Source organism: Streptomyces olindensis (genome assembly GCF_040645895.1).
Lineage (GTDB): Bacteria > Actinomycetota > Actinomycetes > Streptomycetales > Streptomycetaceae > Streptomyces > Streptomyces olindensis.
Genome location: NZ_JBEYZD010000027.1, coordinates 48,670 through 66,510 on the forward strand (window position 1 = coordinate 48,670; position 17,841 = coordinate 66,510).

A 17,841-nucleotide genomic window follows, 5' to 3' on the forward strand; every position below is an offset into this window, starting at 1 on the left:
GTTGCATACCGGGATCGTCAGAATCGTCCTCGCGGTCGTGCTGATCGGCGGCGTGGTGGCAGCTGTCGTGGCCGGCCGGCAAGGGGAGGACACGGGCACGGCAACGAAGACCGTGCGCGCGGTGATCGGATCGGAGAAGGCGGAGTTCTTCGCCGATCCCGACGTGGTGCAGGCCCTCGCCGCCAAGGGCTACACCGTCGAGGCGGAGACCTCGGGGTCCTGGGCCATGGAGGGCCTGGACCTCAAGGGGTACGACCTCGCCTTCCCGTCCAGCCAGGCGCCCGCCGTCGAACTCGCCGGACGCGTGCGGCCCGCCCGGTTGGCTGCGGTGGTCAGGCGGCGAGCCGGTGAGGGCCCGGGGCGGTGGGCTCCATGTAGCTGCTGGGGTCCACGGGCGTGCCGTCGAAGCACTCCAGGCCTGTTAACCGAACTAACTCGGCTGTCTTCGCAGGTCAGACCGGGTATCTGCTAGCTTCCCGATGTGCTTGATGAGCAGCGGCCCGGAAGGGACCTGAGGAACTTTGTCCTGCCTGAGTTAGGCCAGTTACTGAAGACGGGAGATCCCTGGGAGCCGTACAGGGTGCTGGATCGACTCGGGAGGCCGGTCGAGCCCGCTGCGCTATATCTCAAGGAGCTGATGGCGAGGGACAGCTCGCCGTTGACGCCACGTTCGTACGGCATGGATCTGCTGCGCTGGTTCCGGTTCTTGTGGGGGCTCGCGATCGAGTGGGACCGTGCGACCCGGGAAGATGCCCGGGACTTCATGTTGTGGATGAAGGTGGCGGACAAGCCGCAACGCGTGCATTGGCGCCACCGAGGCAGGGCTCTCTCCGCGGTCCCACCGCCTCGCAGTGACAGGCCGGCGCCGGGGACACCGAATCCGGTGACTGGTAAACCCACGGTCGGGACCAAGTACTCGCCGGCAACCCGGGCTCATTGCAGAGCAGCCTGACCCACGCCGAGGAGAAGCTTGCCCAACTCGACGCCCAGATCTCCCGGAAGCACGAGTCTGTCGACCTGGGAATTCCTACCTTCCGGGAGACCGTTGCTCGCACCACTGCGGCGGCCACCCCGCCGGAGCCTGCGTGACTGAACGGCTGTCACTCCGGAGTGCTCAGCGGGCACCACCACAGAATGCGGCGCTCGGTCGAGCTTCATCCACGCGGATGATCTACACCACTCCGGCCCCGGACACGGCCCACGTTCTACGGGCGGCGGGCCAGCAGGTGGGTGTCGAGGAAGCCCCGCTCGGTCGCTGGGTCATGGAGCAGCCGAGCCACCGTGACGAGTCCGGCACCGGCGAGCAACTCGGCAAACTGGTCCGCCGGCCAGCTATAGGCAGGCGCCACCTTGTGGTCGAAGCGGACAGGCTCCGGCCCCTCGGTTCCGAAGAAGGACACCAGGAGCAGGCCCCCTGGTGCCAGGACACGCACCTGCTCAGCGAGCAGCGCGGGCAATTCTTCGGGTGGGGTATGAATCATCGAGTAGTGGGCCAGCACTCCGCCGAGCGCGCCGTCCTCGACCGGCAGGGCCTCCATCCGCGCTTCGTCGAACCGCAGCGCTGGCTGGGTCCGCCGAGCGTGGTCGACCATGGCCGGGGAGAGGTCGATCCCGAAGGCGTCCAACCTCAGATCGTGCAGCATGGCCGTCAAATGACCGGGTCCGCACCCGACGTCGGCTACCCGCAGGTTCCCCGTGCCACGCACGAGCTCGGCGAAGGTGCCGATCATGTTCCGCGCGAACGGCTGCGTCTCCAACTGATTAGCGAACATCGACGCATACAGATCGACGACCCCGTCATAGGCCGCCCTGGTTTCGTCCTGGTGATTTAACACGGGAAGGAAGCTAACACCCGCGCCGTTCACGGCAGTTCTCCGGGCCCATACCGGCTCCCTCCCCGCAGGACTGATCGTCCTGTCACCTGACCACGGGACGCCCCGGTAGTTCGGAGAAGGCAGCACCCGAGCTTCTTCTACCGGCGCAGAGCACTTGTTCCGTGGCTGTCGTGTTCCTGCGGTCACGGCCGGGGAGCGTTCGCTGAACTCTCCGGTCAGACGGTCGAATGGGGGCCGGGAAACCTTGGGGCATAGGTTGACGGCATGGTGGAGGGGGCGAACTCCGCGGCTCAGACCATGCCGCAGGAGCAGCAGACAAGGGGGCGGCATGCCGCCCGGCGGAAGAAGGACAAGGGCGGACTGGCTCGTTCGTCCTTGCTGATGGCTGTTGGCACGGTGGTGTCACGGGCGACGGGACTGATCCGCCAAGTGCTGCAGGCCGCAGCGCTGGGGACGGGCTTGCTGGCCAGTACGTACAACACGGCGAACACCGTGCCGACGAGCCTGTACACGCTGCTGATCGGTGGCGCGCTCAACGCCGTGTTGGTGCCGCAGCTGGTCCGAGCCAGGGCAACGCAGCCCGATGGCGGACGCGCTTACGAGCAGCGTCTGGTCACGCTTGTGGTCTGTGTACTGGGTGTAGGGACGGCGCTGGCGGTGTGGGCGGCGCCGCAGATCGTGGGCCTGTATATGCGGGACACCCCGGACAGTCACGAGGCGTTCGAGCTGACGGTGACGTTCGCGCGGTTCCTGTTGCCGCAGATCTTCTTCTATGGGCTGTTCAGCATCTACGGGCAGGTGCTGAACGCTCGCGAGAAGTTCGGCGCGATGATGTGGACCCCGGTGCTGAACAACGTGGTGCTGGTCGGCATGTTCGCCGCCTATCTGGGGCTGATGACGGTTCCCGACCGGGTGGAGGACATCACCGCCGACCAGGTGCAGTTGCTGGGGCTCGGGACGACGGCAGGAATCGCCCTGCAGGCCCTGGCACTGATCCCGTTCGCGCGGGCAGCCGGTTTCCGTTTCCGCCCGCGGTTCGACTGGCGGGGCACCGGCCTGGGCAAGAGCGTCCACGCGGCGAAGTGGACGCTGTTGTTCGTCCTGGCCAATCAGGTCGCCCTGACGGTGGTCACGAACTACGCCAACGCCGCCGACCAGGAGCTTCCGCAGGCCGGCGCGGGCTACTCGGCCTACACCTACGCGCAGACCATCTGGATGCTGCCGCAGTCGATCGTGACGGTATCCCTGGTGACGGCCTTGCTGCCGCGTATGAGCCGGGCCGTCGCTGAGGGGCGCATCCCGGACGTACGCGCGGACCTGTCCCGGGTGCTGCGGATCAGCGGCGTGGTCATTGTGCCCGCCGCGTTCCTCTTCCTCGCCCTGGGCCCGCAGATCTCCTCGCTGCTGTTCGCCCACGGGGCGGCGGACGCCGCCTCGGCCCGCCCGCTGGGGTACATGCTGCAGGCGTTCGGACTCGGGCTCATCCCGTTTTCCGCCCAGTATCTGCTGTTGCGCGGCTTCTACGCCTTCGAGGACACCCGCACTCCGTTCTTCATGGCGGCGTCGATCGCTGGCGTGAACATCGCCCTGGCCACCGCGTGCCATTTGCTCCTGCCCGCCCGCTGGGCGGTCGTCGGCATGGCCGGCGCCTACACCCTCTCCTACGTGGCCGGTCTTGCACTCACCGCGCATCTGCTGCGTAGGAGGCTTGGGGGGCGCATCGACGACGGCGGCCTGCGCCGCACTTACGTGAAACTGTTCTGCGCCGCGGGTCCGGCTGCTGGGTTGGGCTGGGCTGCAGCGCGTGCGTGTGCGGGCCTGGGAAGTGGAACGTGGCCCACGGCCGTCGCACTGGCTACCGGGGCGCTGGCGACAGCCGTGGGGTATCTCCTTCTCGCCCGGCTGATGAAGGTCAACGAGTTGCGTCGTCTGCCCGGGATGCGCTGAGTACAGGCAGACGATGCAAGGAGGCCGGTAGGAACACCACTTGCAGCGCAGGATCGCGACCGGGCCGTCGTTGTCGCCCGGGCTGAGGCCCATGCCCCGTAACTGACGCCGGGTGACCAAGCCATCGGGGACAGCGCCGCGGTCGTACTCCGGCAGGGTCGCGTCGGTGCGGGGCACGCGCTTGATCTCGCGACCTCTTCCGATTCCCACAACAGAACGGCTCCCCACCGGTTGGTGTCCGGATCGGAGAGCCACATCTTGAAGCGAAGCCCAGGCACCTCGGAGAACGCGGCGACGGATTCCTCACGCAGGTACTCACGCATGGACTCGATGGTCTGTCCGGAGGCGGACAGGTCCCACCACACGATGTCGGCACGCATGGCGCTCCTTCCTTCCGAGACGGAATCCGGCTGTCGGCTGGCCACGGGCACGCGGTTACGGCGCGATGCAGGTGATGAGTTCACAGGCGGTCCAGGCGCTGTGGAGGGTGGGGCGGCCAGGGCCCGAGAGCAGGTAGCTTCTCCGCCGCCACCGGTGACACCGCGGGCGTACGTCCGGCCAGCCAGGCCGCCAGGTCGCGCACGCCTCCGGCAACCACCGTGCCCGGCGGCCCGTCGCCGACGGACCACTGGCGGCCCACGTCCTCGGCACGGACACGTATGCCTGCCGGAAGGCGGCTGAGGAGGAAGTCGATGGCGTGTGCGGCCAGGTCCTCGGGCCAGTCGTCCGGCCGCACGCCGAGTTCCAGATCGACCATGTGGATCCATGTCTCGCGCCAGCGTGCGAAGACGGTTGCGGCAAGGTTCGCGTTGCGGAACGTGACCGGACGGCTCCAGTCCACGTCGGCGGCGCGTGCCCAGGATGCCTCCAGCCCGGCGGTGTGTACGGCGAGTTGCGCGCGGTGCTCGGCTGCGCTGCGGCCAGCCGTCGCCTCGATGATCGCGTTGCGCTCGTCGACCCCGCCGTCGTAGCCCGCTACGAGTTCACCGCGCAGGGCATGTTCCGCGAGACGGGCGAACATTCTCGCATTGTCGGTGAGATGGGCGAGGACGTGGCCGCGTGACCAGCCCGGAAGGGCGGATGCCTCGGCGACCTGCTGGTCGCTCAGTCCGGCCACGAGCCTTTCCAGTGTCCGGTGGGCTTCGATCACAGCTGCGACAGGAGGTTGCATGACCCTCCGTCCTACAGGGCCGGGGTCTGGTTGAGGACAGCCGGGGCCTGGGCAGCGAGTTCCTTGAGTGGTTCACCGCTAAGCCGACATACCGTCCACTCGTTCAGCAGCTCCACGCCGAGCGACTTGTAGAACTCGATGGTCGGTTCGTTCCAGGCAAGGACCCACCACTCGAAGCGCTCGTAGCCGTTCTGTCGACAGACCGCGGCCAGGGAGGCGAGCAGAGCCTTGCCGTGTCCTCCACCTCGGGCGTGCGACCGTACGTAGAGGTCCTCCAGGTGCATGCCGCGCGTGCCAGTCCAGGTCGAGAAGCGAGGAAACCACAGGGCATAGCCCACGGCCTGCCCCGTCTCGTCGTCCTCAGCGATCAGTGCGAAAGCAGCGGGATGCTCTCCGAACAGCGCGTCGCGGAGCTGCTCCTCGGTCGCACGGGCCTGCTCAGCAGCGCGTTCGTACTCAGCGAGTTCGCGGATCATCGCGCGGATCTCCGCGATGTCGTCCTCAGTGGCGGCCCGGATCATGCCGGAGATCATCGGCCACCGTACCGAGCCGTGTCCATCCGATTCCGCGCCTTCTCCCCGGCGTGCACCCGACCATGGTCTTCGCCTCGACGGCCCAGCTGCGGAACACGTCCGCAGCTGGGCCGACAAGAGCCTTGTGGCGCATCAACACGCTTGGCGATGCTGCCTCGATGATGACTTCCGTCGTTGCATTCGTCGGTGCGGCCTTCCTGATCGCCATGGTCCCAGGGCCAAGCACGGTCGTGATCCTGCGCCGAGCGGTGGTGAACGGCCGGAGGACCGGCATGGCCACGGTCATGGGTAACGAGTGCGGGGTGCTGCTGTGGGGCCTCGCCGCGGCCTTCGGTCTCTCCGCCCTACTGCTGGCCTCGCAGGTCGCCTACGACGTCATCCGGATTGCCGGCGCCGCGGTGCTGGTGTGGATGGGAGCGCGTGCCTTGTGGCAGGCGAGGCGAGCTGGACAGCCGGATCAGGGGCCGGCGGAAACAGCTCCGGTGTCGCTTCGGCGGGCGTTCTGGCAGGGCCTCGTCACCAACTTCGCCAATCCGAAGGCCGGTGTGTTCGCCGTGTCCTTCCTGCCGCAGTTCGTGCCGCATGGAGCCGCTGTTCTTCCGACGCTGCTCGCCTTCTCGGTGATCTGGGCCGTGGTCGACTTGATCTGGTACCTACCGTTGGTCTGGCTGGCCGGACGTGTCGGAGGAGTGCTTCGGCGGCAGTCCGTTCGGCACCGGATGGAGCAGGTCTCCGGGGCGCTCCTGGTCGGGCTGGGGGTGCGTCTGGCTACCGAGTCTTAGAAGCCATTGTCCGTGCGGCGAGGCAGCCAGCCCAACTTTTCTGGGCCAGAGCCGCCCACTGGGTGGTGGTGTTTCTGTGGATTCCGAAGAGGTCGCACATGACGATCGGCGGGAGTTCACCGGCCATGCCGAACAAGGCCGTGTTGCGGGCGGCGATGGCCGGCAGGCCAAGGTAACTGCGCGGCGCCCGGCGGGTCTCTGTCAGCCCGCGTGCGGACGGCGATGGCTCGCATCGCATGAACTGTAGGAAAGCCTCGTGGCTGCTGCGGCGAGGGTGGCCAGGGCGAGACAAGAGGCCATGATCGCGGCCATCGGCGCGGGGCTGCGCGTACCGAACAGCCCGACCAGCGGGGAAACACCGGCTCCGAGGAGAAACTGGCCACCGCCCAGCAGGGCCGACGTGGCTCCGGGGGCCGCGCGTCCGCGGCTCTGGGCAATGGTGACGACGGCGGGGAAGAAGACCCCGAACGCGGTGAGAGCGAACAGGAGACACAGCCAGGTGACGGGCAGGCCGCTGCCGACGGTCACCTGGACGAGCAGCAGGGCTGCCGGTCCCGCCAGCGCCAGCACACCACTGGCGACGAGGAGAGTTTCGGCCGACCAGCGTCTGGCCAACCATCCGTAGGCCAGACTGCCGGCCATATTGCCGACGGCATTGACACCGTAGACGAGGCTGGAGAGGGCCGGGTCGAGGTGGTAGATGTCCTGGAAGACAAAGGTGGTCCCGGCGATGTAGGCGAAGACCGCCGCTCCGCCGAAGGCCAGGGCCAGCACCGGGGCGAGCACCGCGCGCCGGGCGGCGACCCGACCGATGGCCCGCAAGCCGCCGGCCAGTCCTCCGGTGAGGCGCGCCTGCGGCGGATGGGACTCCGGCACCCAGCGCAGCACGCCCAGGGTGAGGAGCAGGCCGACAACGGCGAGGAACGCGAAGACGTACCGCCAGGACACCACCAGCAGCAGTGCGCCCCCGGCCAGCGGGGCCAGGACCGGGGCCGTGGCGGTGATCGCTCCTAATCGTGAGAACACCGTGGCGAGTTCACCGTCGCCGACGAACAAATCTGAGACGACCGCGCGGGCCACGACGATCCCAGCGGCTCCCGTGATGCCCTGCCCGAGTCGTGCCGCGTTGAGCACCGCCAAGTCGGGGGCCAACGCACACACGGCGGAGAACACGGCGAACAGCCCGGTCCCGACGACCAGGACCGGGCGGCGCCCCACCACGTCACTGATCGGTCCCAGGACGAGTTGCCCGACGATGATCCCCGCCAGGAAGCCGGTCAGTGACATCTGCGCGCCGGAGGCATCGGTACCCAGGGAACGTGCCAGATCCGGAAGCCCGGGCACATACATGTCCGTGGCCAGTGGGCTGGCAGCGCTCAGCCCGGCCAAGACCACCAGCAGCCGTGCCTGCCGCCGGGCCGCGGCCTGGGGAACGCGGAGAGTCCGGGGTGGTTTCCCGGTGTGGTGAGCGGTCATAGCGCCGGAGCCGCTCCCTTCGCGTCCGTGAGTGCCTGCTCCGGTCTGGCTGGCGTCTCCACTTCGGGCTCGGCCTCGGCGACCTGCTCCAGCAGCCCGGCGGCGATCTGCAACACGCCTCGCTCGGCTGGCGACAACGTCTGGCGCAGCGCCGCAGCCAGCCAGGCATTGCCGTCCCGCACATGCTCACGCAGCGCTTCTCGGCCCGCCTCGGTGATCACGAGGTTCTGGCGGCGTGCATCCACCTCGCTGCGTGAACGACGGATACGGCCCTGCTCCTCCAACTCATTGAGCACCCGGGTCAGTGACTGCGTCTGCAGCCCCTCAATGGCGGCCAACTCGGAAGGCGTCAACGCGCCGCTGTGCCGAAGGTTCGCAAGAACCGACGCGGCCAGCCGCGTCAGTGACCGGCCGGCCCCCGGCTGCTCCGCGCGCAGTCGTGAGGCCAGCCGGGACACTCCCCACCGCAACGACTCGGCAAGCCTCAGGTGGTCCGCCTCTGTATCCCCATCCATGATTACCAAGCTAAAGCTTCGTAAGTTGGTGAAGCAATCCCGAAGATGCGTCTATTTGGAAAGCTCAAGCTTGCCTTCCAAGGCAGGTGTCAGGCGGGCGACAGGCGCACTGAGGATGCCGTCGGCGGCGGGAAACGATCACGCCGAGCACGGGAAACGGGCAGCGGCATCGCCAACAACACCGGAGGTCAGGCCCTTTCGTCGGCGCCCCCAGGAAGCCGCCCTTCTCTTAGGACGCGTCCCACGCCTCGCGGAGCCAGGCGAAGCGCTTCGTGCCAGGCGCGTCCTCCGTGTCGTGCAGCGCGGTGGGGGCGTCTGGTCGAGCAGGTCGAAGAAGCTCGGGCTGTTCGTGTGCTGGCCGTTGATGGGCTTGTCGTCGGACTGCATGGTTAGGCGACTCCCTTGCTCGGGTCGGTGGGGAGGGCGGGTGGTGCGCAGGCCGGACGGCCCGACCGCGAGGGGTTCGGGTGCGAGGCCGGTGGTCCGGAGCAGGGGGTTAGAGGCCGCGGGCGTCGGCGAGGCCGGCGGCCTGGTCGAGCATGCGGAGCGGGACGCGGGCGGAGCCGTGCGCGTCGTAGAAGGAGGGCAAGGAGTCGACGTCGTCGCCGAACTTGCGGCGGATCGCGTCTGGGCCGCGTCGGCTTCCAGGCCTCTGTCGCCGCGGCCTCGGCCCGGATGGCTCCGAGCATGCAGCGGGCGCCGTCCTCGTCGACCAGCGCGCCGGAGCACCAGCCGCTGGTGAGCAACCGGTGGCGGGCGCGCTGCAGTAGGGCCGCGATCGGAGTCGGGTACAGGCCCGGCAGCGGTGCGGGCCCGGTGTCGGCGGGGCCGGTGACGACGTCGACCAGGTCCACGGGCTCGGTGTCGATGTGGGCGGTGTTGACCTCGTAGGCGACGGCCGCTTTGTCCAGCCGTACCGTCATCGCCGCCTCGATGAACTTCAAGCGTTCCTCGAGGGACAGTTCGGCTGGCGGCGCGGGCGCTGCGGTGGTCGGGGCCGTCTGGTCTATGGCGGTGTGGGTCTGAGGCATCGGTGCTTCCTGGAGGCGTCGAAAGCGCGGGGCGGGGGTGGCGGCCTTCGACGCCGGCGGGCCGGGGCGGTGTCAGGTGCTGGAGATCCAGCCGGTGACGGTGCTGATCGCGTCGGTGGCCGCCCGGGCCGGCTCGACACCGGCCGGCGACGCGAACTGCCCTTCCCGGGCAGCCGGTCCGTCGCCGACGGGCTGCTCGACGCCTACGAGAACAAACTGCGCCGCCCGTCGCGCACGGTGTACGTCCTCGACACCTCCGGCTCGATGGACGGGGACCGGCTGGAAGGGCTGAAGTCCGCGCTCACCGGGCTCACCGGGGACTTCCGCGACCGGGAGGAGGTGACGCTGATGCCGTTCGGCTCGCGGGTGAAGAGCGTACGGACGCATGTCGTCGGCCCGGCCCGGCCGCGGCAGGGCCTCGACGCGATCCGCGCCGACACGGCCCGCCTCTCCGCCGAGGGCGAGACCGCGATCTACACCTCCCTGGAGAAGGCCTACGACCATCTCGGCACCGACCGGGACACGTTCACCTCGATCGTGCTGATGACGGACGGCGAGAACACCACCGGCGCCGATGCGGGGCAGTTCGAGGACTTCTTCGGGCGGCTGCCGCGCGAGCGGGCCGAGATCCCCGTGTTCCCCATCCTGTTCGGCGACTCCGACCGGGCGGAGCTGGAGCACATCGCCGAGCTGACCGGCGGCCGTCTCTTCGACGCCCGGCAGGGCTCGCTCGACGGCGACTTCGAGGAGATCCGTGGCTACCAGTAGGTTCGTCCGCTACCTGGAGTCCCGCAAGGACAGCACGGGCGGCGCTTGCGGGGTGGTGGGCCTCGCCCTGACGTTCGCGGGCGTGGCGGGACCGTACTGGCCCGTCGTGGTGGCCGGTCTGTACGGGGCGGGCGCGCTGATCGCCCCACCGGAGCGGCCGGACCCGCCGGCCTTCCCGGACCCGTCGGCCCAGCTCGACGAGGTGCGCGCGGACCTCGGCACGCTCCGCGGCTACCTGGCCGGCGTCGACCTGCCGCCCGCCGTCGCGGCCCGGCTGGGCGAACTCACCGACCTGCTGGGCGCGTTGCTCGACCCGGGCTGGACCACGGAGTTGCTCGCCCACGACCCGGAGGGCGTGCACACCCTGTCCCGGACCGTGCGCCGGGACCTGCCCGAGGCCGTCGACGCCTTCGTGCGGACCCGGTGGTGGGCGCGGCTGTCGCCCGGGGCGGAGGCGCCCGAGCGGCATCTGGAGCGGCAGCTCGGCCTCCTGCGGGAGGAGGCCGAGCGGCTGGCGGCGGGCCTGCGGGAGACCGAGGCCCGCCGCCAGGAGTCCGTCACCCGCCGCCTGGAGGACAGGGGCGGGCCGGCGGGCGGCGGGTTCAGCGCCTGACGTACACCTCCGCCGACGCCGTCGACCCGTCGTGCAGGTCGTCACCCGGCCAGCTGACCGTGTAGGTCACCTCGCGGCGGGTGCGCGGCACGTCGTTGATGGTGAAGGTGCCGTCGGCGGCGACGGTCACCGGCGACAGGGTGCCGGTGCCGAGGCGGTCCTCGCGCACGACCTTGAGCACGGGCCGTTCGGCGAGCGCCTTGCCCTGCGCGGTGAAGGTGCCGGTGATCTCGATGCCGCCGGACATGCTCGCCTCCTCGGGGGCGGTGAGCACGATCGAGGTGGGCGCCTTGGCGACGGTCACGGTGTGGGTGACGTCCGTGGCCGGGCGGTGGGTGAGGTCACCGAGGTAGGACACCGTGTAGGTGGCCTCGCCGGTCCGGTCCGGTTCGTCGAGGACGGTGAAGGTGCCGTCCTCCTTCACCGTGGCGGTGCCCAGCTCGTGGGTGCCGCTTGCGTCGGTGCGGGTCGCCTTGACCTTGACCGGCTCGGCCGGGGCGGGCCCGTCCAGCTCCAGCTTGCCGCGCACGGCCAGCGGCTCCCCGGCGACGGCCGTGCCCGGGCTGTGGGTCAGGCCGCTGGTGAAGCGGGTGTCGTACTGGACGGCCGGCGGCTGGATGATGTGCAGCCAGTACTGGCTGCCGGCCGCGTTGGTGGTGACCGCGAACAGCCGGGAGCCGTCCGCGGACCACTCCATGCCGCGCGGGGCGACCCGGTCGCCGTCGAGGCTGCCCTCGAAGACGAACTCCAGCGGGGCGGAGGAGTCGGACGGGTCGGCGGGCTGGAGCAGCAGGTCGGGCGTGGAGCCGGTGGCGGAGGCGCCTCGCGCCAGGTACCTGCCGTCGCCGCTGAACGCCACGGCGGAGGCGGTGGCGCCCTGCGGGAGCGCCGGGTAGCCGGTCGCCGCGTCGGACAGGTCGCTGGTGTTCAGCAGCCGCGTGCCGTGGGCGGCGTCCGCGAGGGCGACCTTGCTGCCGTCCGCGGAGAACGCCATGTCCTTCAGGTTGAGCGCGCCCTTGCCGTCGGCGTCGGCGAACCGGCGTGCGGCGTTGCGCACCGGGGTGTCGCCGCTGGTGTCGAACACCGTGACGAAGGGGTTGGCCGCCTGCGGAGCGGTCGGCTGGCCCATCAGCATCCGGTCGCCGGGACCGGCCTCCAGCTGGAGCCGGCCGTAGTCGTTCCAGCCGGTCCGGGTGTGGGCGCCGCCCACGAGGGCGTCCAGATTCGTGTGCGCGGTCGTGGCGCACTGGGACGAGTAGGACGCGTAGGGCGTGGTGAAGTACACCTCGCCGCCGGAGAAGGCGAGTTCGCGCCCGCACTGGTCGAGGTTGGCGCTGACGGCGCTGGTCTGCGCGAGCGTGGTGGTGTCGTAGCCCACGATCCGGCTGCGCTCGCCGGCGTACAGGGTGGAGCCGTCGGCGCTGAGCGCCAGGCCGGAGAGGTGGCTCGGGGTGGTGATCGTGGAGATGCGCTCGCCGCCGAAGGTGTAGACGGCGATGGTGCCCTTGTAGGACGAGTCGCCGGTCATGGCGTCCGCGACGAAGACCCGCTCGTGGACCGAGTCGACCGCGAGCGCCGAGTACGTCGTCATCGGCAGCTTCACCACGGCGTCGGCGGCCGCCGCGTGCGCCGCGGGCGCGGCGGCGACGGTCAGTCCGGTACCCGCCAGCAGCGCGGCGGACAGCGTGGCCGCGAGACGTCTGGAACGGTGTGCAGTATGCAACTGTGCCCCCCACAGGCTGTCTTGAGCACCTCACCGGGACCGGTGAGACGCCTGTAGACAGCATGAAACAGGCGTGAAGATCCTGTGAGCAAGGGGGCGCGCGGGAACGACGGAGGCGGGGGCCCGCACGCCGTTGTGCGGACCCCTGCCTGCGGTGGTGCGTTCACCGCGGCCGGCCGTGACGATGTTGCTGGTCAGGGCACTGTCGGTTCCGGCCGGCCGCGGAGTTCGGGGTGGGGCTCAGCCCAGGCGCTCCACCAGGGCGCGGTACTGGTCCCACAGCTCCTTCGGCGTGTGGTCGCCGAAGGTGTTGAGGTGCTCGGGGACCAGGGCGGCCTCCTCGCGCCAGACCTCCTTGTCGACCGTGAGGAGGAACTCCAGGTCGGAGTCGGCCAGTTCCAGGCCGTCCGTGTCGAGGGCGTCCTTCGTCGGCAGGATGCCGATCGGGGTCTCGACGCCCTCGGCCTTGCCCTCCAGGCGTTCCACGATCCACTTCAGGACGCGGGAGTTCTCGCCGAAGCCGGGCCAGACGAATGTGCCCTCGTCGTCCTTGCGGAACCAGTTGACGTAGTAGATCTTCGGCAGCTTGGACTGGTCCTTGTCCTTGGCCACGTCGATCCAGTGGGCCATGTAGTCGCCCATGTTGTAGCCGCAGAAGGGCAGCATCGCGAAGGGGTCGCGGCGCAGCTCGCCGACCTTGCCCTCGGCGGCGGCGGTCTTCTCGGAGGCCACGTTGGCGCCGAGGAAGACGCCGTGGTTCCAGTCGAAGGACTCCGTCACCAGCGGCACGGCGGTGGCGCGGCGGCCGCCGAAGAGGATCGCCGAGATCGGCACGCCCTTGGGGTCCTCCCACTCCGGCGCGATGATCGGGCACTGCGAGGCCGGGACGGTGAAGCGGGCGTTGGGGTGGGCGGCCGGAACGCCCGACTCGGGCGTCCAGTCGTTGCCCTTCCAGTCCGTCAGGTGGGCGGGGGTCTCCTCCGTCATGCCCTCCCACCACACGTCGTTGTCGTCGGTGAGCGCGACGTTGGTGAAGACGGAGTTGCCCCACAGCGTCTTCATGGCGTTGGCGTTGGTGTGCTCGCCGGTGCCGGGCGCGACGCCGAAGAAGCCGGCCTCGGGGTTGATGGCGTAGAGGCGGCCGTCCTCGCCGAAGCGCATCCAGGCGATGTCGTCGCCGATGGTCTCGACCGTCCAGCCGGGGATGGTCGGCTCCAGCATGGCGAGGTTGGTCTTGCCGCAGGCGCTCGGGAAGGCCGCGGCGACGTACTTGGCCTCGCCGCGCGGCGGGGTCAGCTTGAGGACGAGCATGTGCTCGGCCAGCCAGCCCTCGTCACGGGCCATGACGGAGGCGATGCGCAGGGCGTAGCACTTCTTGCCGAGCAGGGCGTTGCCGCCGTAGCCGGAGCCGTAGGACCAGATCTCGCGGTCCTCGGGGAAGTGCGAGATGTACTTGGTCTGGTTGCAGGGCCAGGGGACGTCCTCCTGGCCGGGCTCCAGCGGGGCGCCCAGGGTGTGCACGGCCTTGACGAAGAAGCCGTCGGAGCCGAGCTCGTCGAGCACCGCCTGACCCATGCGGGTCATCGTGCGCATGGACACGGCGACGTACGCCGAGTCGGTGATCTCCACGCCGAGCGCGGACAGCGGCGAGCCGAGCGGGCCCATGCAGAAGGGCACGACGTACATGGTCCGGCCGCGCATCGAGCCGCGGAACAGACCGCCCTGGCCGCCGGAGCCCTGGAAGATCTCCCGCATCTCGGCGGGGGCCTTCCAGTGGTTCGTGGGGCCGGCGTCCTCCTCCTTCTCGGAGCAGATGAACGTCCGGTCCTCGACGCGCGCGACGTCGGTGGGGTCGGAGGCGGCGTAGTAGGAGTGGGGGCGCTTGATCGGGTCGAGTTTCCGGAAGGTGCCCTTCTGGACGAGCTCCCCGCACAGGCGCTCGTACTCGGCCTCGGATCCGTCACACCAGACCACGTTGTCCGGCTGCGTCAGTTCTGCGATCTCGTTGACCCACGAGATCAGTCCCTGATGAGTGGTGGGGACGGTGGGAGCCGCGATGTCGCGCGCCACGATTGCTCCTAAATGAGGGTTTTTTGATGTGGAGGCCCCGTGGGGGCTGCGACCCGGATGCTTCACGGTGAAACTTGGCGCTCATCCGGTGCCGACCGCACTCATTTGATCATCCGACGTGAGCGCCCATCTGTCCAGAGGAGCGCACAGGTGAGCAACGTGAGGATCGCCACGGTTTCTCGCGCCCCTTTACGTGCACGTTGCGTTCACCAGACCGCCCGTTTGCGTAACCATCGTTGGGTCACGGTGAGAGGATGGCCACTCTTCGTCGGCCAATCCGGCGGACTGATACGTCACTTACGGTTCCGTAGCTACCATTCGGCCATGACTGCGTTCGCCCCCGACGCGCCCACGGACACGCCGGCCGACGGCCGCGGTCCGCAGGCGCTCTCTTTGCCGCACCCGGTGAAGCCCAAGCTGCGCGGCTGGCTGCACCTCGGCATGTTTCCGGCCGTCCTCGTCGCGGGCCTGGTGCTCACCGCCCTCGCCGACTCGACCAGAGGGCGCATCGCCTGCGGCATCTTCGCTCTGACCGCCTGTCTGCTGTTCGGCGTGAGCGCGCTGTACCACCGGGGCAACTGGAGCCCCCGCATGGACGGCATCCTGCGCCGACTGGACCACTCCAACATCTTCCTGATCATCGCCGGCACGTACACACCGCTGACGATGCTTCTCCTGCCGGGCGCGAAGGGCCGGTGGCTGCTGTGGGGCATCTGGGCGGCGGCCGCCGCCGGGATCGCCTTCCGGGTCTTCTGGGTCGGCGCCCCGCGCTGGCTCTACACGCCGTGCTACATCGCGATGGGCTGGGCGGCCGTCTTCTACCTGCCGGACTTCATGCGGACCGGCGGCATCGCGGTCCTCGTCCTGGTCATCGTCGGCGGCGTGCTCTACAGCGCGGGCGGCGTCGTCTACGGGATCAAGCGGCCGAACCCGTCACCGCGCTGGTTCGGCTTTCACGAGGTGTTCCACTCCTTGACGCTGGCGGCCTTCATCGCGCACTACGTCGGAATCTCGCTGGTGGCGTACCAGCACGCCTGATCTCCCCCGCTCCGGCCTCCAGGGCCACGGCTTCGAGCCGTGGCCCTTTTCGCTGTCCCGTCCCACTACCCCGAAAGGCACTACCGATTGACAGCGTGAGGCTTATGAGAGTTACTGTCATTTCATGGTTACTACCACTTCAGGTTCCGACCCTCGCCGTTGGTGGGCTCTGTCGGCCCTGGTCGCGAGCATGCTCACGCTCGGCTTCGACATGACGATCCTCAACGTCGCGCTGCCGACCATGGCCGCCGACCTCGGCGCCGCCACGGGGGAACAGCAGTGGATGGCGGACGCCTACGTCGTCGTCTTCGCGGCGCTGATGCTCCCCGCCGGGCTGCTCGGCGACCGGTTCGGGCGGCGGCTCATGCTGGTCACCGGGCTCGGGATCTTCCTCGCCGGCTCGGTCGTGGGCGCCCTGGCCCCCGACGTGGCCTGGGTCGTCGCCGCCCGTGCCGTGATGGGCGTCGGCGGCGCGCTGGTCATGCCGCTCGCGCTGTCCGTGCTGCCCTCGCTGTTCGGGCCGGACGAGCGGTCCAAGGCCATCGGCGTCATGTCGGCCGCCTCCGCGCTCGGGATGCCGCTCGGCCCGATCCTGGGCGGCTGGCTGCTGGACCACTTCTGGTGGGGCTCGGTCTTCCTGATCAACGTGCCCATGGTCGGCATCGGCATCACGGCCTGCCTGTTCCTGCTCCCCGAGACCCGGGACCCCGCGTCCCCCAAGGTCGACACCGCCGCCACGGCACTCATCGCGGCCGGACTCGGCGCCCTCGTCTACGCCATCATCGAGGCGCCCACGCGCGGCTGGGGCGACCCCCTGGTGTGGGGGTTCCTCGCGGGCTCCGCGGTCCTGCTCGCCGGGCTCGTGCTGCGCGAGCGGCGGGCGGCGCGGCCCATGCTCGACATGGAGCTGCTCCGCCACCGGGGCTTCCTCGTCAACACCCTCACGGCGACCCTCGTCACCTTCGTCCTCGCGGGCCTGCTGTTCCTGCTGCCGCCCTACCTCCAGGCCGTCCTCGGCCACGACGCCTTCGGCACCGGGCTGCGGCTGCTGCCGATGATGGCGGGCCTGATGGTCTCCGCACGCTGCGCCCAGCCGGTCGTCGCCCGGTTCGGCCCCCGCGCGGTGGTCACCTGCGGCCTGGTGGTGCTCGCGTTCGCCGCGTTCCTCGGCAGCCGCACGGCGGACGGCTCCGGCTACGGCTTCACCGCGCTGTGGCTGACCGTCACCGGCCTCGGCTTCGGCTTCGCCGTGGTCCCGGCGATGGACGGGGCACTGGCCGCACTGCCTGCGGAGCGGGCCGGCAGCGGTTCCGGCCTGCTGATGACCCTGCGCCAGGTCGGCAGCGCCGTCGGCATCGCCCTGCTCGGCAGCCTCCTCGCGGGTGTCTACCGGGACCGGCTCGACGTGAGCGGCCTGCCCGCCCGGGCCGCCGACACCGCCGGGGAGTCCGTGGTCGCCGCGCACCTCGTCGCCGAGCGCACCGGCACCACCGGCCTCGCCGCGTCCGCGAACAGCGCGTACGTGCAGGGCATGGGCGTCGTCCTGCTGGTGTGCGGCGTCGCGGCCCTGGTCGCCGCACTGCTCACCGCGGCCTTCCTGCCCGGCACCCCGTCCGCCGGGGGCCCGGAGAGCGACCGCCCGGCCATGGCCGAGCCGGAGGCCGATGCCCGACAATGATCTGTATGACGGCCCCACGCACCACCCCCGCCGACCGCCCCCAGCTGGGACTCCGGGAGCGGAAGAAGATCAAGACCCGCCAGGCGATCCGCACGGCGACCTACGCGCTGATCGAGGAGCAGGGCTACGACGCCACGACGATCGAGCAGATCGCCGACCGCGCCGAGGTGTCGCCGTCGACCGTCTTCCGGTACTTCCCGACCAAGGAGGACATCGTCATCACCGACGAGTGGGACCCGGTGATGCTGGAGGAGCTGCGGACCCGGCCGCTGGACGAGTCCTGGGCCGACACCCTGCGGCACGTGATGCGCACGGCCCTCGACCTGAGCCTCGCCGAGGAACCCGAGGTGACCCGGCTGCGGACGCGGCTCGGCGTCGAGGTCCCCGCGGTCCGCGCCCGCATGATCGAGAGCACCGCGGCCACCGGCCGGCTGCTCCGCGACGCCCTCGCCGAGCGCTCCGGGCTCGACCCCGACAGCCTGGAGCTGCGGGTCTTCGCCATGTCCGTGATGGGCGGGCTCATGGAGGTCTCCCACTACTGGGCCGAGACCGGCCACCGCGACGACATCCGGGACCTGGTCGACCGCGCCCTGGACGTCCTGGAGCACGGCCTGCCGACCGGAAAACCCTGAGGCCGGCGCCCGTCCCCGTGGCATCCTGG

Annotated in this window: 14 protein-coding genes and 3 pseudogenes; 9 read left to right on the top strand and 8 right to left on the bottom strand. The window is 69.9% G+C overall.

What is annotated here, in order from left to right; genetic code table 11:
• Positions 1 to 13 precede the first annotated feature (13 nt).
• Together ABZ948_RS19325 and ABZ948_RS19330 are read left to right on the top strand one after the other, a co-directional pair.
• Positions 14 to 310: pseudogene (locus ABZ948_RS19325) on the top strand (hypothetical protein); the annotation flags it as partial.
• 270 nt (positions 311 to 580) lie between these two features.
• On the top strand, positions 581 to 952 hold the full coding sequence (locus ABZ948_RS19330; RefSeq protein ID WP_359761129.1) for a site-specific integrase: 372 nt from the start codon (positions 581 to 583) through the stop codon (positions 950 to 952).
• A gap of 253 nt (positions 953 to 1,205) precedes the next feature.
• Here the strand turns inward: ABZ948_RS19330 and ABZ948_RS19335 are convergent, their stop codons facing one another.
• The gene (locus tag ABZ948_RS19335; protein ID WP_359761057.1) at positions 1,206 to 1,835 is read right to left on the bottom strand and encodes a class I SAM-dependent methyltransferase; all 630 of its coding nucleotides are present in this window, start codon (positions 1,833 to 1,835) and stop codon (positions 1,206 to 1,208) included.
• Between the two features lie 264 nt (positions 1,836 to 2,099).
• On the opposite strand from ABZ948_RS19335, the gene murJ reads away from it, so the two are divergent.
• Positions 2,100 to 3,782 carry a murein biosynthesis integral membrane protein MurJ gene (gene murJ, locus ABZ948_RS19340; protein WP_359761059.1) on the top strand — a complete coding sequence of 561 codons (1,683 nt, stop codon included), beginning with the start codon at positions 2,100 to 2,102 and terminating at the stop codon, positions 3,780 to 3,782.
• A 460-nt stretch (positions 3,783 to 4,242) separates the two neighbouring features.
• Here murJ and ABZ948_RS19345 read toward each other — a convergent pair whose 3' ends face one another.
• Together ABZ948_RS19345 and ABZ948_RS19350 are read right to left on the bottom strand one after the other, a co-directional pair.
• Entirely contained in the window at positions 4,243 to 4,953 is a 711-nt protein-coding gene (locus ABZ948_RS19345) for a maleylpyruvate isomerase family mycothiol-dependent enzyme (RefSeq protein WP_359761061.1), read from the bottom strand.
• A gap of 11 nt (positions 4,954 to 4,964) precedes the next feature.
• Entirely contained in the window at positions 4,965 to 5,474 is a 510-nt protein-coding gene (locus ABZ948_RS19350; protein WP_359761131.1) for a GNAT family N-acetyltransferase, read from the bottom strand.
• Positions 5,475 to 5,644: 170 nt separating this feature from the next.
• Between ABZ948_RS19350 and ABZ948_RS19355 the strand changes: the two genes are divergently transcribed.
• Entirely contained in the window at positions 5,645 to 6,268 is a 624-nt protein-coding gene (locus tag ABZ948_RS19355; RefSeq protein WP_359761133.1) for a LysE family translocator, read from the top strand.
• Between the two features lie 201 nt (positions 6,269 to 6,469).
• Here ABZ948_RS19355 and ABZ948_RS19360 read toward each other — a convergent pair whose 3' ends face one another.
• The 3 genes and pseudogenes from ABZ948_RS19360 to ABZ948_RS40935 form a co-directional block, all read right to left on the bottom strand.
• Positions 6,470 to 7,744, bottom strand: a complete 1,275-nt coding sequence (locus tag ABZ948_RS19360; protein ID WP_359761063.1) for a multidrug effflux MFS transporter — start codon at positions 7,742 to 7,744, stop codon at positions 6,470 to 6,472.
• Entirely contained in the window at positions 7,741 to 8,259 is a 519-nt protein-coding gene (locus ABZ948_RS19365; RefSeq protein ID WP_359761065.1) for a MarR family winged helix-turn-helix transcriptional regulator, read from the bottom strand. The genes ABZ948_RS19360 and ABZ948_RS19365 overlap by 4 nt, the downstream gene beginning before the upstream one ends.
• A 605-nt stretch (positions 8,260 to 8,864) precedes the next feature.
• Positions 8,865 to 9,290, bottom strand: a pseudogene (locus ABZ948_RS40935) (DUF6197 family protein); the annotation flags it as partial.
• 132 nt (positions 9,291 to 9,422) lie between these two features.
• Here ABZ948_RS40935 and ABZ948_RS19370 point away from each other — a divergent pair.
• Positions 9,423 to 10,058 (top strand): annotated as a pseudogene (locus ABZ948_RS19370) (vWA domain-containing protein); the annotation flags it as partial.
• Positions 10,045 to 10,671, top strand: a complete 627-nt coding sequence (locus tag ABZ948_RS19375) for a hypothetical protein (protein WP_359761066.1) — start codon at positions 10,045 to 10,047, stop codon at positions 10,669 to 10,671. The pseudogene ABZ948_RS19370 and the gene ABZ948_RS19375, both read left to right, overlap by 14 nt.
• Here ABZ948_RS19375 and ABZ948_RS19380 read toward each other — a convergent pair.
• Both ABZ948_RS19380 and ABZ948_RS19385 read right to left on the bottom strand, forming a co-directional pair.
• On the bottom strand, positions 10,661 to 12,394 hold the full coding sequence (locus ABZ948_RS19380; RefSeq protein ID WP_359761068.1) for an Ig-like domain repeat protein: 1,734 nt from the start codon (positions 12,392 to 12,394) through the stop codon (positions 10,661 to 10,663). The two genes, ABZ948_RS19375 and ABZ948_RS19380, sit on opposite strands and share 11 nt — an antisense overlap.
• A gap of 240 nt (positions 12,395 to 12,634) precedes the next feature.
• Complete coding sequence (locus ABZ948_RS19385; protein ID WP_359761070.1) at positions 12,635 to 14,464, bottom strand: phosphoenolpyruvate carboxykinase (GTP); 1,830 nt, start codon at positions 14,462 to 14,464, stop codon at positions 12,635 to 12,637.
• A gap of 324 nt (positions 14,465 to 14,788) precedes the next feature.
• Here ABZ948_RS19385 and trhA point away from each other — a divergent pair, with 324 nt between their 5' ends.
• From trhA to ABZ948_RS19400, 3 genes are all read left to right on the top strand, one after another.
• The gene (gene trhA / locus ABZ948_RS19390) at positions 14,789 to 15,502 is read left to right on the top strand and encodes a PAQR family membrane homeostasis protein TrhA (RefSeq protein WP_359761072.1); all 714 of its coding nucleotides are present in this window, start codon (positions 14,789 to 14,791) and stop codon (positions 15,500 to 15,502) included.
• 124 nt (positions 15,503 to 15,626) lie between these two features.
• The gene (locus ABZ948_RS19395) at positions 15,627 to 17,180 is read left to right on the top strand and encodes a DHA2 family efflux MFS transporter permease subunit (protein WP_359761073.1); all 1,554 of its coding nucleotides are present in this window, start codon (positions 15,627 to 15,629) and stop codon (positions 17,178 to 17,180) included.
• A 5-nt stretch (positions 17,181 to 17,185) separates the two neighbouring features.
• A complete protein-coding gene (locus ABZ948_RS19400; RefSeq protein WP_359761075.1) occupies positions 17,186 to 17,812 on the top strand; it encodes a TetR/AcrR family transcriptional regulator in 627 nt (208 codons plus the stop codon).
• The last annotated feature ends 29 nt before the right edge of the window (positions 17,813 to 17,841 follow it).

Excerpts from the sequence above, each read along its gene's own strand:
- murJ (WP_359761059.1), top strand. The coding sequence starts at position 2,100 with ATGGTGGAGGGGGCGAACTCCGCGGCTCAGACCATGCCGCAGGAGCAG.
- ABZ948_RS19355 (WP_359761133.1), top strand. The coding sequence starts at position 5,645 with ATGATGACTTCCGTCGTTGCATTCGTCGGTGCGGCCTTCCTGATCGCC.
- ABZ948_RS19395 (WP_359761073.1), top strand. The coding sequence starts at position 15,627 with ATGGTTACTACCACTTCAGGTTCCGACCCTCGCCGTTGGTGGGCTCTG.
- ABZ948_RS19360 (WP_359761063.1), bottom strand. The coding sequence starts at position 7,744 with ATGACCGCTCACCACACCGGGAAACCACCCCGGACTCTCCGCGTTCCC.
- ABZ948_RS19345 (WP_359761061.1), bottom strand. The coding sequence starts at position 4,953 with ATGCAACCTCCTGTCGCAGCTGTGATCGAAGCCCACCGGACACTGGAA.
- ABZ948_RS19400 (WP_359761075.1), top strand. The coding sequence starts at position 17,186 with ATGACGGCCCCACGCACCACCCCCGCCGACCGCCCCCAGCTGGGACTC.
- ABZ948_RS19365 (WP_359761065.1), bottom strand. The coding sequence starts at position 8,259 with ATGGATGGGGATACAGAGGCGGACCACCTGAGGCTTGCCGAGTCGTTG.
- ABZ948_RS19350 (WP_359761131.1), bottom strand. The coding sequence starts at position 5,474 with ATGATCCGGGCCGCCACTGAGGACGACATCGCGGAGATCCGCGCGATG.
- trhA (WP_359761072.1), top strand. The coding sequence starts at position 14,789 with ATGACTGCGTTCGCCCCCGACGCGCCCACGGACACGCCGGCCGACGGC.